The sequence below is a fragment of the Paenibacillus sp. SSG-1 genome (assembly GCF_002224835.1).
GTDB lineage: Bacteria > Bacillota > Bacilli > Paenibacillales > Paenibacillaceae > Paenibacillus_AQ > Paenibacillus_AQ favisporus.
Genome location: NZ_MBRK01000001.1, coordinates 1,962,434 through 1,977,832 on the forward strand (window position 1 = coordinate 1,962,434; position 15,399 = coordinate 1,977,832).

The 15,399-nt window shown below is 53.4% G+C and carries 12 protein-coding genes; 9 read left to right on the forward strand and 3 right to left on the reverse strand.

The window, feature by feature from the left end; translation table 11 throughout:
- Positions 1-18: 18 nt before the first annotated feature.
- On the reverse strand, positions 19-939 hold the full coding sequence (locus BCV73_RS09285; RefSeq protein ID WP_089546873.1) for a LysR family transcriptional regulator: 921 nt from the start codon (positions 937-939) through the stop codon (positions 19-21).
- A 118-nt stretch (positions 940-1,057) separates the two neighbouring features.
- Here BCV73_RS09285 and BCV73_RS09290 point away from each other — a divergent pair, with 118 nt between their 5' ends.
- From BCV73_RS09290 to BCV73_RS09305, 4 genes are all read left to right on the forward strand, one after another.
- Positions 1,058-1,813, forward strand: a complete 756-nt coding sequence (locus BCV73_RS09290) for an SDR family NAD(P)-dependent oxidoreductase (protein ID WP_089546874.1) — start codon at positions 1,058-1,060, stop codon at positions 1,811-1,813.
- Between the two features lie 169 nt (positions 1,814-1,982).
- Positions 1,983-3,347, forward strand: coding sequence for an ISNCY family transposase (locus BCV73_RS09295; protein WP_019007868.1), 1,365 nt, complete (start codon positions 1,983-1,985; stop codon positions 3,345-3,347).
- Positions 3,348-3,486: 139 nt separating this feature from the next.
- Positions 3,487-4,230: an SDR family NAD(P)-dependent oxidoreductase gene (locus tag BCV73_RS09300; RefSeq protein ID WP_089546875.1), complete on the forward strand. Its 744-nt coding sequence runs from the start codon at positions 3,487-3,489 to the stop codon at positions 4,228-4,230.
- Between the two features lie 238 nt (positions 4,231-4,468).
- Positions 4,469-5,254, forward strand: a complete 786-nt coding sequence (locus tag BCV73_RS09305) for an arylamine N-acetyltransferase family protein (protein WP_089546876.1) — start codon at positions 4,469-4,471, stop codon at positions 5,252-5,254.
- 109 nt (positions 5,255-5,363) lie between these two features.
- On the opposite strand, the gene BCV73_RS09310 is transcribed toward BCV73_RS09305, so the two are convergent.
- Positions 5,364-6,158 carry an SDR family NAD(P)-dependent oxidoreductase gene (locus tag BCV73_RS09310; protein ID WP_089546877.1) on the reverse strand — a complete coding sequence of 265 codons (795 nt, stop codon included), beginning with the start codon at positions 6,156-6,158 and terminating at the stop codon, positions 5,364-5,366.
- 154 nt (positions 6,159-6,312) lie between these two features.
- On the opposite strand from BCV73_RS09310, the gene BCV73_RS09315 reads away from it, so the two are divergent.
- The 4 genes from BCV73_RS09315 to BCV73_RS09330 all read left to right on the forward strand — a co-directional run bounded on the left by BCV73_RS09315 (position 6,313) and on the right by BCV73_RS09330 (position 11,736).
- Positions 6,313-7,893: an IS5 family transposase gene (locus BCV73_RS09315; RefSeq protein WP_481855787.1), complete on the forward strand. Its 1,581-nt coding sequence runs from the start codon at positions 6,313-6,315 to the stop codon at positions 7,891-7,893.
- 338 nt (positions 7,894-8,231) lie between these two features.
- Positions 8,232-9,146, forward strand: coding sequence for a CPBP family intramembrane glutamic endopeptidase (locus BCV73_RS09320; RefSeq protein WP_179231939.1), 915 nt, complete (start codon positions 8,232-8,234; stop codon positions 9,144-9,146).
- A 239-nt stretch (positions 9,147-9,385) separates the two neighbouring features.
- On the forward strand, positions 9,386-10,780 hold the full coding sequence (locus tag BCV73_RS09325; RefSeq protein WP_089546878.1) for an MATE family efflux transporter: 1,395 nt from the start codon (positions 9,386-9,388) through the stop codon (positions 10,778-10,780).
- Between the two features lie 56 nt (positions 10,781-10,836).
- Positions 10,837-11,736, forward strand: coding sequence for an NAD(P)/FAD-dependent oxidoreductase (locus tag BCV73_RS09330; RefSeq protein WP_089550174.1), 900 nt, complete (start codon positions 10,837-10,839; stop codon positions 11,734-11,736).
- Positions 11,737-11,842: 106 nt separating this feature from the next.
- Here the strand turns inward: BCV73_RS09330 and BCV73_RS09335 are convergent, their stop codons facing one another.
- Positions 11,843-12,541, reverse strand: coding sequence for a hypothetical protein (locus BCV73_RS09335; RefSeq protein ID WP_089546879.1), 699 nt, complete (start codon positions 12,539-12,541; stop codon positions 11,843-11,845).
- Positions 12,542-12,788: 247 nt separating this feature from the next.
- Here BCV73_RS09335 and BCV73_RS09340 point away from each other — a divergent pair, with 247 nt between their 5' ends.
- Entirely contained in the window at positions 12,789-15,320 is a 2,532-nt protein-coding gene (locus tag BCV73_RS09340) for a GH39 family glycosyl hydrolase (RefSeq protein ID WP_089546880.1), read from the forward strand.
- The last annotated feature ends 79 nt before the right edge of the window (positions 15,321-15,399 follow it).

Here is a 15,399-nt window from a genome sequence, read left to right on the forward strand (position 1 = left end):
CTTCAAGTTGAACCCCTTTTAGGACTGCATGGATGCCCCTAATGCTTCCAAGTCATGTTTTAACCACTCCATAAAACGGCGGGAGACCTGCGAATGGGTCTTTTCCTTGCGCTGGATGACGCCGAGGTAGACAGGGCCGTGATCCGGCAGATCGAAGTCCAGAATCGCGATATTGTCTTTGCGGAAGGCCGGCTCGTTCATGAACGAAAAGTTGAGCCCGATGGTCACGGCGCCATGATTCATGCACGCCCTGAAGATCAGATCCCGGTTATTGGTGGTGAAGAGCACGTCTACCGGGCCATAAAGTGACTGAAAGTCGTCCATATACCACTTCACATAATCGTCGTTATAGAGGACGACGGTCTGCTGCCTTAATTCTTCAGGACCGACCGCGGGCTTCACGGCGAGCGGCGACGCGCTGCTGATGCCGGCGACCATGTGCACGGGGAGCAGCCGTTCGAAGGCCAGGCAGGTGCGTTCGATCAACCGGTTTTTGAACAAAATGATGAGTCCGAGATCGCTTTTGTCCTGGATCACATCGTCAATGATATCCTGCGAGCCTTTTTCCACGATCTCCAGCTTCACGTCTGGAAACTTCTTTTTGAACTCGATCACGACACGCTCAAGAAGAGACATAGGGCTTGGTATGGTCGCCACCCGCAGCCGGCCCTTGACCGTACCCGAAAATCCGCGGGCGGCCTCCAGCAGATCCTCATATTTCTCCAGCGTTTCATACGCTTTTTTGATAATGATTTTGCCTTCGGGAGTCAGGGTGACTCCGGACTTGGACCTGGTAAAAATGCTGATCCCCCACTCCGATTCCAGACTGGTGATGGCTTGGCTGACCGCTGAAATCGTCACGTGAAGCTGCTCGGCCGCTTTGGAAATCGAACCTGCCCGCGCCACCTCCACCAAGTACTCCAGCTTTTCCGTATTCATGTAGCATCGTCCTTTAATCTTTAAGTTTTCCTTAAACAAAATTCAATAGGTTTAAATTTTGCTGAATCTCAAGACATGTTAACATAATGATGTGAGATACGAAAGGAAGGGATTCCCGATGAGACTCGAAGGAAAAGTCGCACTGATTACTGGCGCCGGAGCAGGGATTGGCAAAACGACGGCTCTCCGCTTCGCGGAAGAGGGTGCCAAAGTCGTCGTTACCGATATAAATCAGGACAGCGCCAAGCAGACGGCTGCGGAAATCAAGCAGGCTGGCGGCGAAGCTGCAGCATTCCGTCATGATGTCAGCAATGAGGACGAATGGAAAGAAATAGCGGATGCCGCAGTTCAGCAGTTTGGCCGCATCGATATTTTGTTCAACAATGCCGGCATTTATTTCATTAAGCCGCTGGCCGACATCGAACTGTCGGAATGGAACCGGATGATGGCGATCAACGTGACCGGCGTTTTCCTTGGGATGAAGCACGTGATGCCGCTCATGGCCAAACAAAAGGGTGGTTCCGTCATTAACGCATCCTCCATTGCGGGGCTGACGGGCGCATCCGGCCATATCGCTTACGGAGCTTCGAAAGGTGCGGTCCGGACGATGACCAAGGACGCCGCGATCGAATACGCAGCCGCAGGCGTTCGGGTCAACTCGATCCATCCGGCCTACATCAACACCGCCATGGGCGCTTATGCGTCGGAGGTGAGCCAAATGTCCGAAGCCGAACTTGGTAAAAAGGTAGCGCCGATGGGCCGTTTCGGTACGGTGGAGGAAGTAGCGAATCTGGTGGTATTTCTGGCATCGGACGAGTCGTCGTATTCCACGGGATCCGAATTTGTCATCGACGGCGGGGCAACGGCTATCTAGTTTCCCCTGAAAAAGTCAGGGTGTTTTGAGCATAATTAAAAGGAATTCAGCACCTCAAAATGGAAATTGTTATTGACGAGATAACAAAGTTCCACACCCCGAGGGAAGAATTCCTTTGCTATAGGAGTTCAACAGAAGCCCTCGGGAATCCTTCCAAGAGGTGAAGAAAATGTTGAAACTTCGAGACGAGCAATTGACCATCTGGGATGCCATTCTCCCGGAATCTGTTAGAAAGTTGCCGGTCGAGCTTGCAATCATAGATCAATTACTGGACGACGACCGTTTTCTTCAACCGTTTACTGAGTTGCACCCGAAAGGCAAGAAAAGCGGCCGTCCTACGCTTGCAATTGAAAAGTACATCCGTCTTATGGTCCTGAAGCATAAATACAATTTGGGCTACGAGTCACTCGTGAAGGAAGTCGGTGACAGCATCACATGGCGAATGTTCTGCCGGTTTGCCATCGACGAACCGATGCCCGACCCGTCTACGCTCATCTATGCCCGCAAACGCTACGGCGACAAGATCGTCGAAGACATCAATGCCGCACTCGTAAAGCAGTGTGAGGAAAAAGCCGTTCTGAAAACCCGCAAATTGCGCACGGATACGACGGTTGTGGAATCCGACATCCATCACCCGACAGACGCTACGCTGTTGCAAGATGGCGTAAAAGTCATCACTCGAACGATTCAGAAAATCCGGAAAGTCGCCTCCCACACTGTTCAAGGCTTTGAAGATCGTACGGCAGAAATCAAGGAAAAGATTCTGTCCATCGCGAAAGTTCTACGTCGCCGCACCCGTGAATCTTGGGAAGAAGTTGACCGGATCACTGGGAGCGTAATCGAAGTAGCCGAGAACGTTGTGAACAAGGCGCAAGCCGTTATCGAGAAACTGCAAGACAAGGGCAAAGCTGCTCTTCGACAAAGTAAAACCAAACTGACCGAGGCGGTCACGCTAACCGGCAAGTTGTTGGAACAAGCCAAACAGGTCGTTTCCGGCAATCGAATCATCGCAGATCGGATCGTCAGTTTCTTTGACCCGGAAGCAAGACCGATTAAGAAAGGTAAGCTGGCCAAAGGAACTGAGTTCGGCTACAAGGTGCGAATCGACGAGACGGAAAGCGGCTTTGTGACCGGCTACGCTGTCTACGAGGGGAACCCCTCGGATGATGAACTGCTCGTTCCCGCTGTACAGGCGCATATCAAGCAATTCGGCAAAGCGCCGCAAGCTGTAGCGACCGACCGCGGTTTCTCAAGCAAGAAGAACGAAACGGCCATTACCGAACTTGGTGTGAAGCGAGCTAGCTTGCCGCGAAAGGGCAAAAAAGGCATTGCCCGATCCGAGTACGAAAACGAATTATGGTTCAAAGACTTGCAGCGTTACCGTGCAGCTGGAGAAGCGAAGATTAGTCTTCTCAAGCGGAAGTACGGTTTGAACCGCAGCAGGTATCGGGGCTTTGTCGGCTCAAAATGCTGGGTCGGCTTCGGGATTCTGACCCACAACCTGCAAAGAGCGGCAAAAATGCTCCAAAACTAACATGGAAACCGATCATTAGGGAAAGTTCCCCCTCACAACCCAGCCAGCAACCCGAAACTATTTTTGAAAATCGACTTTTTCAGGAGCAACTATCTAAGAGTTTGTACATTAAAGTGAATTCATAGGAGCGTGTTCAATCATGAAATTTGATTCTAAAGTAGCGATCGTTACCGGCGGCGCCAGCGGCATTGGGGAAGCGACGGTACGGATGTTTGCCTCCGAAGGGGCGAAAGTCGTTATCGCCGATTTTTCGGACAGGGGCCAGACCCTCTCAGAGGAGCTGAACGCTCAGGGTTACGATACGCTGTTTGTGAGAACTGACGTGACGCAAGAAGCCGAGGTGCAGCGAATGGTCGAGCAAACGGTCGCCAAGTTCGGCAAGCTGGACATCCTGTTCGCCAACGCGGGTATCGCCAAGGACGGACCGGCGGACCGGTTATCGTCGGACAGCTGGCAGCGGACGATCGACATTAACCTGACGGGTGTATTTTTAAGCGACAAATATGCGGTCCAGCAGATGCTGGCCCAAGGCACGGGCGGGGCGATCGTGAACTGCGGATCCATTCACAGCCATGTAGGCAAGGCGGGTGTCACGGCCTATGCGTCCGCCAAGGGCGGGGTGAAGCTGTTGACCCAGTCAATGGCAGCCGATTATGCCGCCAAGGGCATCCGGATCAATGCGGTGTGCCCGGGATATATCGACACGCCGCTCATTCAGGGCAGGGACGAAGCGATTACCGCACATTTGACCGCCCTTCATCCGATGGGACGGCTCGGCAAGCCGGAGGAAGTCGCCAAAGCCGTGCTGTTCCTGGCGAGCGAGGATGCTTCCTTCATCACCGGCGCCAGCTTGCTGGTCGACGGGGGATACACGGCGGTATAAGAGGAGTGCCTGCTGGGCATGATAGAGTACTAAACCGATACAGCGCAGAATATGGAGTGGGGGCAACCCCGTAATGCTCCAGTTCTGCGCTTTTTTGTATTGAACAGAGTAAATATCGTAAGCAGCAGAAGGTGAACCAAGCTCTGCTATAGAAATTAGCTGTATGGCTGATATTCCGATGCTTGCATGAAGCGGCATGGATATGCGCAGCACTATAACAGCAGGGAGGTAGCTCGTTGTGACTAACCATCCATCGCCGACGCCGGAAATTCAGGCTTATCTGGACCGGATCGGATTTCAAGGCAAGCTGGACAATGGGGCGGACACGCTGGCGGAACTGCAGCACTGCCATATTTACAGCGTTCCCTATGAAAATTTGGATATTTTAAACGGTGTGCCCCTATCGCTTGACATTCGGGACCTATACGACAAAATCGTCGTGCGCCGGCGCGGCGGATACTGCTTTGAGCTCAATGCGCTGTTTGGCTGGCTGCTGGGCGAACTGGGATTTCCCGTGACCCACTATTTCGCCAGATTTTGGCGCGATGAGGAGAACCTGCCTCCGAAGCGAAGGCATCATGTGCTTCAGGTCGAAGCCGAAGGCGCCCGGTATTTGTGCGATGTCGGAGTAGGCGGAAATGTCCCCGGCAGGCCTGTGCTGATCAAGGAGCATCTGGAACAGCCGCAGGGAACCGAATGCTACCGCCTTGACCGGGATCCGTTCTTCGGCTGGCAGCTGATGGAGCGGAAAGGGGAGGATTGGCGGCTCATTTATTCTTTTGCCGAAGAGCCCCAACTGCCGCGGGATTATGTGATGGCCTCGTTCTGGTGCGAGCATGCTCCGGAATCGATTTTCAGGCAGGGTCCGATGGTGTTTATCCGCACACCGGAAGGGCGAAACACGGTCGCAGGCGACGAGTTCCGGATCTTTGCCGGCAAGGAGGTGCGCATTCTCACTCCCCGGACACCGGAAGAGAAGCGGGATGCGTTCAGGCAGTATTTTGGCATTGTCCTCCCTGAATAAAATGACTGCGGCTCCCATCAAGATTGGGCGTGGGCAGCCGCATCATAATGAAAAGTGCCGTCTCCCTCTGGAAGGGACAACGGCACTTTTTTGCGGTTGAAGGTTCACACTAAAATACGCTCCGGACTAACCCGCCGTCGATCCGCAGCGCGGCCCCGTTGATCGCAGAGGAGAGGGGGCTGCTGATAAACGTGACGAGGTGAGCAATTTCCTCCGGCCGGATCAACCGCTGAATGATCGAGGTCGGCCGGTTTTCCCGCATGAAGCGCTGCTCCGCCTCCCGGATCGTTAACGACTCGCCAGGATACAGGGTATCGAGCATTGTCTCAACCCCCTCCGTCAGGGTGGAGCCGGGCATCACGGTATTAACCGTCACGTTTGTGCCCTTGGTCAGCTCGGCAAGGCTGCGGGAGATCGACAGCTGCATCGTCTTGGTGGCGCTGTAATGCGCCATCTCCTGCGAAGGCATGACGGCGGCTTCGCTGGCAATGAAAATAATTCTTCCACGGTCCTGCTGCATCATCCGTTTCAGATAATGCCGGCTCAAGCGGACACCGCTCATAATGTTGACCTCAAAAAAGCGGAACCATTCCTCATCCGGGGTATCGAAAAATTCGGCCGGCTCAAAAATGCCCAGATTGTTCACCACGATATCGACATTCGGATGCTGCTCCATCAAGGTGCGGCATCCTTGTTCCGTCCCCAGATCGGCGACTGCGGGAACAAGTTCTGCCCCGGCATGCCGCCCCTGGATTTCTTCGATCGTTTCGTAGACCTTGTCTTCACGGCGGCCGTTAATCAGAACTTTGGCCCCTTCTGCAGCCAGTGAAGACGCGATCGCCTTGCCGATGCCGGAAGTGGAGCCGGTGACAAGCGCGGTTTGTCCAGATAGCTGAAGCTCCATAATGATACCCTCCTCTATAAGAATCCCTAAATAGGGCTTGCTGAATAATCAAAAAATCCTTATCTCACAAGGGTTTAGAGACACTTTTGTCGAATTCATCTGCAAAGAAAACACGGAAAATCGGTAAAAAACCTTGCAGATGGAGTGAGCGAAAGTGTTCGTGCTGAATCGAGATATGGCAGACTTGTTGGAAAACTTCTATTTGCCCTTTGGCGGAAAATTAAATCCAACCAATCGGTGGGTGCAGCTTGCGGCGATCATCCCTTGGGACAAAGTAGAAGAGAAATATGTGAGCTCGTTCAAGTCCCCAGCCATCGGCCAAAAGGCGTACTCGGCACGTATCGCCCTCGGCTCGCTCATCATCAAGGAGCGCCTTGGTTTAAGTGACCGCGAGACCACCTTACAAATCCAGGAAAATCCATATTTACAGTTCTTCTTGGGCTACACCGCGTATGTCGATGAAGTGCCGTTTCATCACTCCCTGCTCACGCATTTTCGGGAACGGCTCGGCTTGGAAATCCTAGCTGAAGTCAACGACTGGATCGCCCAAGCCGCGCTGCAAGCAGAGCGAGAGGTCGAGGCGAAACCGAAATCGTCCAAGCGAGATCGCGATGACGATGACAACGACGCGGGCGGCTCGCAGCTCACCATGGAGGTAGGGGACGCTTTCTCTATTCCCGAGGAGCCCCCTGTTGTGGCGAAGAAACCCCGCAACATGGCGAAAAAGCTACACGTCCTGCCATCTACAGCCGCACCGACAGCGGAAGTCATGAACAAGGGCACCCTCATGCTGGATGCGACATGCGCGCCTGCGGACATCAAGTATCCGACTGACTTGGGGCTGCTGAATCATGCCCGTGAAATCCTGGAAGACATCATCGACGTGCTGCACCGTCCCCATGTCGGAGCGATGGAGAAGCCGCGCACGTACCGCGAGAAAGCCAGAAAATCGTACCTGAGTGTTTCCAAGCAACGCAAGGCATCGGGCAAGGTGATCCGCAAAGCGATCAAAAATCAACTTGGCTACGTGGGACGGAATCTGCGGATTATTGAAGCCCTCGTGAAGTATACGCCTCTCACGGAACTGAGCAAAAGACACTATCGCCAGCTTCTGATCATCTCGGAGCTCTACCGTCAGCAGCGCGAAATGATGGAGAAGAAAACACATATCGTCGCCGATCGCATCGTGAGTATCGAACAGCCGCATGTACGTCCGATGGTTCGAGGCAAAGCTGGAGCGAACGTGGAGTTCGGCGCCAAAATCGCCGCCAGTCTGGTGGACGGTTACGCCTGGATCGAAACGGCACAATGGGACAGCTTCAACGAGGCAACCACGCTGCAAGCATCGGTGGAAGCGTACAAACAACGATTCGGGTATTATCCCGCCGTCATTCTAGCCGATAAAATCTACCGCAATCGAGACAACCTGAACTATTGCAAAACGCTAGGGATTCGCCTTAGTGGCCCGAAGCTCGGCAGACCCTCGAAAGAGCAAAGTGAAGTCGCCGATCGTCGGCAAGAGCGCCAGGACGCTGTACAGCGTAATGCGATCGAAGGAAAATTTGGAGAAGGCAAGCGCAAATTGGGCCTAGGTCGCATTCGGGCGCGTGGCGCCGAAACCAGTTTGACCGTCATCGCCCTTCAGTTTCTGGTCATGAATCTGGAGCGGCGACTGCGGGTTCTCTTTTTGCATTTTTTCAGACTGCTTGGGTTTAGAGACTTACGTTGGGTGTAAATGGAACGAATCTTGTTCAGCAAGCCCTAAATAGGATCCCTACAATTTAATCTTTTATACCACTAGTTTCCAGTTCTTCATTCTAACTGTCAAGTCTGCCTCGCATCAAAAGTTCAAAACTTCAGACATCCGTCACCTGCCGGCCGGAACAGAGGAGGTGTTTGCCTATGAGCGGAGCAACGTTTCTAGCAGAATGGCATTGATCTATGAAAAAATGGGTCTCTTACGAGGAACACATCGTTCCTGAGCTTACTATATATATCAATGTCAGATAGAAGCATTCTGACAGACAACGGTTTACTTAGAAAGGAGGATCCGCCATTTTCAGATCAACCGGCATGTCCCGCAAAGAGACCATTTTGCGGTTTTTCCGTGATCAAGAGGGCAGAATCCAGCTGATCTGGCGCATTGTGCTCGGCTGGCTAGCGTTTGTCGCCGGGCTCGGGCTGGCCGTGGCCGCTGCAACGGTTGCAGGCTCTTATGGTTTTCCTACTTTGGGCCTGCAGGTGATTCTGGCCGTCGTAACCACAGGCATAAGTGTGCCCTTGATCTATTTGCTGAGGCGGTATGCCGACAGACGGCCATGGAGCGGGCTCGGGCTAAGTTCTCCGCCGACCGGCCTGCCGTACTTTCTTCTTGGAGCAGCTTTCCTGGCGCTCCTTACCGCAGCCTCCCTGCTGATCGGCAGCGCCTTAGGCTGGCTCGAAGTCGTCGCTTTGCATCTTCCCGTGCCTACGTTGTTTGCGATTTTGATCAATACGGCCATCGCTTTTTTCTATGAGGCTTTTCCCGAAGAGATTTCCTTCCGCGGCTATTTGTTCCGCAATTTGAACACGCGGTTCCCGCGCTGGATCGCCCTGCTGCTGCAGGTCTCCCTGTTCGTGCTTGCGCCGGTCGCTCTCACCGCAATCATGGTAGCTGCTGGGATTGCCACATGGGATCAAATTACGCCAGACTATATCATCAACTTGATTGCCTTCGGCACGCTGCTGCAAATGTGCCGTATTCTGTCAGGCAATCTGTGGATGAACATCGGCTTCCACGTGGCATGGCTCGAAATGGTCCGGTACGTCGTCGTTCCGTCTTCATCGGCGCTCATCGATGTGCAGTACAACTCTCCGCTCGGCGCGTACCTGGTCAATATCGGCTCGGTCGTCATCGGCATCATCGTGCTGCTTACCTGGTCGCTACGCAAGAAAAACAGGGTGAACTGGAACCGCGTTGAGCCTGAAGACGCTAAGCAGGTAAGTTAAGTACAAGCATAATTCGGAAAGAAAAACCGATGGAAGGCGGGCTCTATGGGAGCCCGCTTTTGTCATTCGTGCAGAACGGTGTAGACGTGCGGTATTGTGAGCAATCCGGGGGAATGGCGGGCTGGGAGGATTCCGGGCATGGTTTTCCTGTACATTTCCACCGTTTTCCTGCCTTGTGCGCTTCTTTTGGCTGAGAATATAATCAGCTTATTACACGACATATCGAAGAAGGAGAAGTCATGGGAATATGGATGCGTGAACGGTCGTTTTACAGCATGTTTATCCGGTTAACCGTGCTGATCGGACTGCAAAATATCATCACGCTTGGCGTCAATTTGTCGGATAATCTGCTGCTTGGAGGATACAGCGAATCCGCGCTGTCCGGGGTTGCGCTGGCCAACCAGATCCAGTTTATTTTGCATATGCTGGTCATGGGCGCGGCTGAAGGGCTGGTCATCCTGTCCTCCCGAAATTGGGGCGCAAAAAATATAGACGCCATCAAACGGGCCTCCAGCATCGGGATGCGGATCGCCCTGGCTGTAAGCGTGATCATGTGGGCGGTCGTATTTTTCTTCCCGCACGGCTGCCTGTCGCTGTTTACGAACGAGCAGAACGTGATCGCGGAAGGGGCGAAGTATTTAAAGATCATCTGTTTTTCGTACATATTTTTTGCGGTGACCAACATTTTGCTGGCGGCGCTCCGCAGCGTCGAGGTCGTGCGGATCGGCTTTCTCGTTTCGCTGTCCACTTTAATCATTAATGTGTGCCTGAATTACCTGCTGATTTATGGCCACCTGGGCTTCCCGCGCCTTGGGGTGAGCGGTTCGGCCATCGCCACACTGACCGCAAGGGTGATCGAATGCGTAATCGTGCTCACCTTCGTGAAGAAGTTCGATCAGCGGATTCGCTTTAGGCTGAAAGATTTTTACAGCATCGACAAGTCTCTGTTTAAGCAGTATCTGCGGATCGGATCACCTGTGCTGATGGCCAACCTGCTGTGGGCCGTATCGATGGGTGCCCAGACCGCCATCCTCGGGCATATGGGCGAGGCGGCGATCGCCGCCAACAGCGTGGCGAACACGATTTTTCAGCTGGTCACGGTCGTTACTTATGCATCGGCCAGCGCGACGGCGGTCATCATCGGCAAGACGATCGGGGAAGGGAATACGGAAAAGGTCATATCCTACAGCAAAACGCTGCAGCTGCTGTACTTGATCATCGGCGTACTGACCGCGGTCCTGCTGTTTGCTGTGAAGGACGTCGTCCTCGATCTGTATGCAATATCGGAGAGCTCCAAAACGCTGGCCCTACAGTTCATGACCATTCTGTCGGTGACGGTCGTCGGTACGGCATACCAGATGCCTGCCTTGACCGGCATTGTCCGCAGCGGAGGAGACACCAAGTTCGTCCTGTACAACGACTTCATTTTCATGTGGCTCATTGTGCTGCCAGCTTCGGCGCTGTGTGCGTTTGTGTTTGATCTGTCGCCGGTGATTACGTTTATGTGCCTCAAATGCGATCAAATCCTGAAATGCTTTGTTGCGATCGTAAAAGTGAACAGGTACCGCTGGATCCGGGTGTTCGACGAGCGTGGCGGGAAGCCGAAGGACGCCGGCGGCAATGTCGCGACCTGATGCAGGATGATCACCATCCGGCAGGCGGCCTAAAGGGAAGGAGCGATTCGCTTAAGATGATATGGGACTGCGCGATCATCGGCGGAGGACCCGCCGGACTGAATGCAGCATTGGTGCTTGGGCGCTCCCGCAGGACGGCGGCGCTGATCGATAATGACCAGCCGCGAAACCGGGTCACACGGGTATCGCATGGCTATCTGACGCGGGACGGTGTCGGCCCCGAACAATTCCGAAGCTTGGCATATGAGGAGATCGGGAGGTATCCTACCGTTCGCCGGTTCATGGCAACGGCTCAGGAGGTGAATCCGGCCCGCGGTGCTTTCCGCGTTATCACTTCGATGCGGGAAGAAGTATGGGCCAGAACGCTGATTCTGGCTACCGGGCTGCACGAAACGCTGCCCCGCATTCCCGGCCTAGAGCCGCTGTATGGTAAAAGCATCTTTAATTGCGTTTATTGCGACGGCTATGAGCTGCAGGACCGGCCATTGTTTGTGCTGTCGGAGCAGCCGGGACTGTATCACTTCGTCAAGACGGTTCACCATTGGAGCCGGGATTTAATCGTCCTGACGAACGGCAGGCCTGTTCTGACGTCCGGGGAAAAGGAAAGGCTCCAAGTCAAGGGGTTGCCTGTTGTGGAGGAGCCGATTCATTCGTTCAGGGGAGACGGGGGGCAGTTAACGGAAGTTGTATTTCATAGAGGTGCTTTCATTCCGCGAGCCGGAGGCTTCATCGTACCCCATTGGTCACAGAAGGCTCCCTTCGCGGCGCAGCTGGGCTGCCGGCCCGATGGGGCGGGCGGCATTGCCGTGGATGAACTGGGCAGAACGAGCGTAAAGGGTGTGTACGCTGCTGGCGATACCGCCCGTTTCGGGCCTTCGCAGCTGATCATTGCCGCAGGTCAGGGGAGCAAAGCCGCCATGGCAGTGAATGCGGATCTGATCGATGAGGAGTTTTGATGGGGACGATGCTCACTGTAGAACCAATCTCAGCATGTATAAAATCATACATCGTATCAGCTCCACGGGCCATATTCCCGGTTTCTACTTGGGAATACGGCCTTTTTTAGTAGGGATGATCCAACCGGTCAAGCAATTGATCCGCCACCTTTCGCTCGCCCTCGGACAGGCTGCCGGTTTGCTTCAACTGCTCCAATTTCGCCTTGACCTGGGCGATATCCTGATAACTTAGTCCATAAGCCAGATGGGATACTACGGACTCGATTTGAGATGGAGTTTCCAATCCTGCGAGCGCTTCGATGAGCTTGGATGGTTCCCGCGTGTACAGCTCGGCCAGGATAGCGTCATAACTCTCGGTAAGCGCGCCATCCGTGCCGTTTTCCCCCCTGATGATGTTAGGATAATCTCCGGCTTCGATCTTATCCAATTGTTTATAGAGATACTCAACGGTCTCAAGCGACTTTTGGCCGCTGATCCGGTTATACGTCGTCCAATTGATCCCCGCAATTTGCCGCATCATTTGAGCAACTTTTTCCTCATCGCCAATGTCTGTCCGGGAATAGATTTCGTACAGTGCTTTTTCCGCGGAGATCTTCCTGCCTCCTTTCGGAATGACGGCCGCTTGCGGGGAACCGTCCGTCCCGGATTGACCGGCCGAATCGGCGGTAGGCTGCTGCCCGGAAGTGCTGGAGCTGCTTGGCGAAGACCCTGTAGCAACGTGATTCGAATCCGAAGAATCGGCACAGGCGCTGAGCGATCCGCACAGTATCGCACACACGGCAAACAACGCAAATTTGTGGTTCATCCGAAATCTCAACCCTTTCTTGTATATCTGGATACATATTCCAGACGTTACATAGGGATAAAAGTTGCTGTTGACCGGGGGGATTAACAAATTTATACAGCAGAGGATGAGAAAATTATCGTATCGGCATCCGTCAGCAAGGCCTTTTGACAACCCATCTGCCCTAGTCTGAAACCAAGCAATACTTATGAACTATGTTCATCTGCTATAATTAGGTCTAATGATGCGTTAAGGAGGCCGCCCAAGTATGGCGAATTCAGTTTTTGAGCTGCTCGAGATCGATGACAGCCTTCCGTTTGACGTATCCCTGCACAGCGTGAATTACGTGCCCAGCCACTGGCATAACAGTGTTGAGATCATTTTTGTGCTGCGGGGAACGCTTGAGGTTTCGATTGACACGGTCAGCCATACGCTCAAAGAAGGGGATGTGCTGCTGATTAACCAGCATCATGTCCATGAGGTCATTGGCCTGGACATGAACATTATCGCCACCTACCAAATTCCAACCGCTTATTTGAAAGAACATATTGCAGGTTTTGAGGGTTTTTCCTTTGCATTTCAGGCCAGTAAGTCCGGGCCGGAATCCCGCGATGCCGTTTCCCGGCTGCGCCGGCTGCTTGCCGAGATGGTCCAGCTCAAATACAAGCAGACAGAGACGTACGAACTGGAGATGCAGGCTGCAATGCTTGGCGTTCTTTCCATCCTGGTCAAGCAGTTCAAGGTCCCGCTGTCCGAAGGCGGTATCAGTGAGCGGTACATGGACCGGATGCTGCGGATTATTACGTATATCGATAACCATTACCGTGAGCCCATCACCCTTCAGTCCATAGCGGACCGGGAGTTTCTGTCCGTGCCTTATTTATCGAAATTTTTCAGCGAAAATATCGGACTGAATTTTCAGGCTTATCTGACCAGCATTCGGTTAAAAAATGCCGTAGAGGATCTGCTGCGCCAAGAGGAAATCCCCATTGCCGACTTGGCCATGTTTCACGGTTTTCCGAACGCCAAGTCGTTCTATTCCGCGTTCAAGAACAGATATCATGTGACGCCGAACGAATATCGGAAACAGTACCGGCCGGAGCCGGGAAAGAAGAAGGAAAAATCGACTTCGAATTATATGGAGTTCAATCAATCCAGCGCTCTCGGGATTATCAATCAATACCTGGAGCGGGGCGCATCGCCGGGCGACAGGGAAGTACATTCGCTGGCAACGCTCACCCGCCAGGTGGATGCGGCCGTGAGGACTCAGGCGATATCGCATACGTGGAAAAACTTGATCACGATCGGCAAAGCCAAGGAAGGGCTTCATGCCGACGTTCAGCGGCAGCTCCGTTACGTTCAGGAGCGGTGCCCGTTTCGCTTTTTGCGTTTTCACGGCATTTTTGATGACGGCATGATGGTTTACCATGAGAGGGAGGACGGGCAGCCCGCCTACAATTTCCGGCTCGTCGACCAATTATTTGATTTTCTGCTCTCCATTCATCTGAAGCCGTTTGTGGAGCTCGGGTTTATGCCCTCGGCGCTCGCGGCCGATCCGGAGAAAGGGCTCTATTTTCGCAGAAGCTATACAAGCCCGCCAAAGTCCCTCGACACCTGGTGCGAACTCATTGACCGCTTTATCCGGCACTGCATGAACCGGTACGGACCGGCGGAGGTCGAGAGCTGGATGTTCGAATTTTGGAACGAGCCGGAGCTCGAGGTGTATTGGCCGGGAACGGATGAAGAGTACTTCGAGTTGTATTCCCGGACTTTCCATACGATGAAGAACATTTCGCAGAATCTGCGGATCGGGGCGCCAGGACGGATTATAACACTCCGCTCCAACTTGTTCAGCGAGCGGTTTTTTGCCTTTTGCCGGGAGCGGGATTGCCTGCCCGATTTTATCCCATGCCATTTTTATCCGCATGAAAATCTGGAGGGGTTTTTCGAGCCGGATGAGGAACAAAGCGAGCTGCGCAAACTGGAGCCGTACCGCATCCTGCTGGAGGAGTTCCGGGGCATTTCGCCGAACCCGGATTATTTACGGGACATGCTGACCCGGGAGAAGCAGCTTCTTGAGAAGGAAGGCCTGTCGGACCGCGAGATATACCTGACGGAGTTCAATTCCACGGCATTTCACAGGGAGCTGACCAACGATACGCTGTACAAGGCGGCATATATCGCGAAAAATTTGATCGATAATCTCGACCGGATTCAGGGTTTCGGCTACTGGGTGCTCAGCGACAATATCGAAGAAACGTCGGCATCCCCTGCGTTGTTCCACGGCGGGCTGGGTCTGATCGCCCAATACGGGATTCCGAAGCCGGCTATGTATGCCTACGAGCTGCTGGCCAAGCTGGGGGATCAGCTTATTGAACGCGGCGAAGGCTATATTGTGACGAAGAGCGCGAATGCCTATCAGATTCTGTGCTACAATTACTGCCACTTTGATGACCTGTATGCCCTGGGGGATACTTCGTTCGTAACACCGACGAGCCGGTACAGCGGGTTCAAAAACGAGAGAACCGTCAAGCTGGAATTCCAGCTGGATGGAATAGACAGCGGCAGGTATAAAATCGTCCGCCGTTCCTTGAACCGGTCGAGCGGGAGCAGCTTTGACGTGTGGGTGGAAATGGGTGCACCGTCTATCATGACCGAGGAGGATCTGCATTACATCAAGCAGAGATCAGAGCCCGGTCGCCATATCACCCACATCGATGTGGAGAACCGCTATATGACCTGTACATTTACGCTGGAACCGCACGCTGTCGAGCTCGTCGAGCTGATTCCGGTCATTTGACGCGGGGGTTGTGTCAATTTTTAACCTGAATTTTCGCGGTGTGGAGTGAAACGCTTACAAATGAATTAAAAATGGCCAT

What these genes read in the sequence shown, in the direction of transcription:
- BCV73_RS09325 (WP_089546878.1), top strand. Translation starts at nt 9,386, where the DNA reads ATGGGAATATGGATGCGTGAACGGTCGTTTTACAGCATGTTTATCCGG.
- BCV73_RS09295 (WP_019007868.1), top strand. Translation starts at nt 1,983, where the DNA reads ATGTTGAAACTTCGAGACGAGCAATTGACCATCTGGGATGCCATTCTC.
- BCV73_RS09320 (WP_179231939.1), top strand. Translation starts at nt 8,232, where the DNA reads ATGTCCCGCAAAGAGACCATTTTGCGGTTTTTCCGTGATCAAGAGGGC.
- BCV73_RS09330 (WP_089550174.1), top strand. Translation starts at nt 10,837, where the DNA reads ATGATATGGGACTGCGCGATCATCGGCGGAGGACCCGCCGGACTGAAT.
- BCV73_RS09300 (WP_089546875.1), top strand. Translation starts at nt 3,487, where the DNA reads ATGAAATTTGATTCTAAAGTAGCGATCGTTACCGGCGGCGCCAGCGGC.
- BCV73_RS09335 (WP_089546879.1), bottom strand. Translation starts at nt 12,541, where the DNA reads ATGAACCACAAATTTGCGTTGTTTGCCGTGTGTGCGATACTGTGCGGA.
- BCV73_RS09285 (WP_089546873.1), bottom strand. Translation starts at nt 939, where the DNA reads ATGAATACGGAAAAGCTGGAGTACTTGGTGGAGGTGGCGCGGGCAGGT.
- BCV73_RS09290 (WP_089546874.1), top strand. Translation starts at nt 1,058, where the DNA reads ATGAGACTCGAAGGAAAAGTCGCACTGATTACTGGCGCCGGAGCAGGG.
- BCV73_RS09340 (WP_089546880.1), top strand. Translation starts at nt 12,789, where the DNA reads ATGGCGAATTCAGTTTTTGAGCTGCTCGAGATCGATGACAGCCTTCCG.
- BCV73_RS09310 (WP_089546877.1), bottom strand. Translation starts at nt 6,158, where the DNA reads ATGGAGCTTCAGCTATCTGGACAAACCGCGCTTGTCACCGGCTCCACT.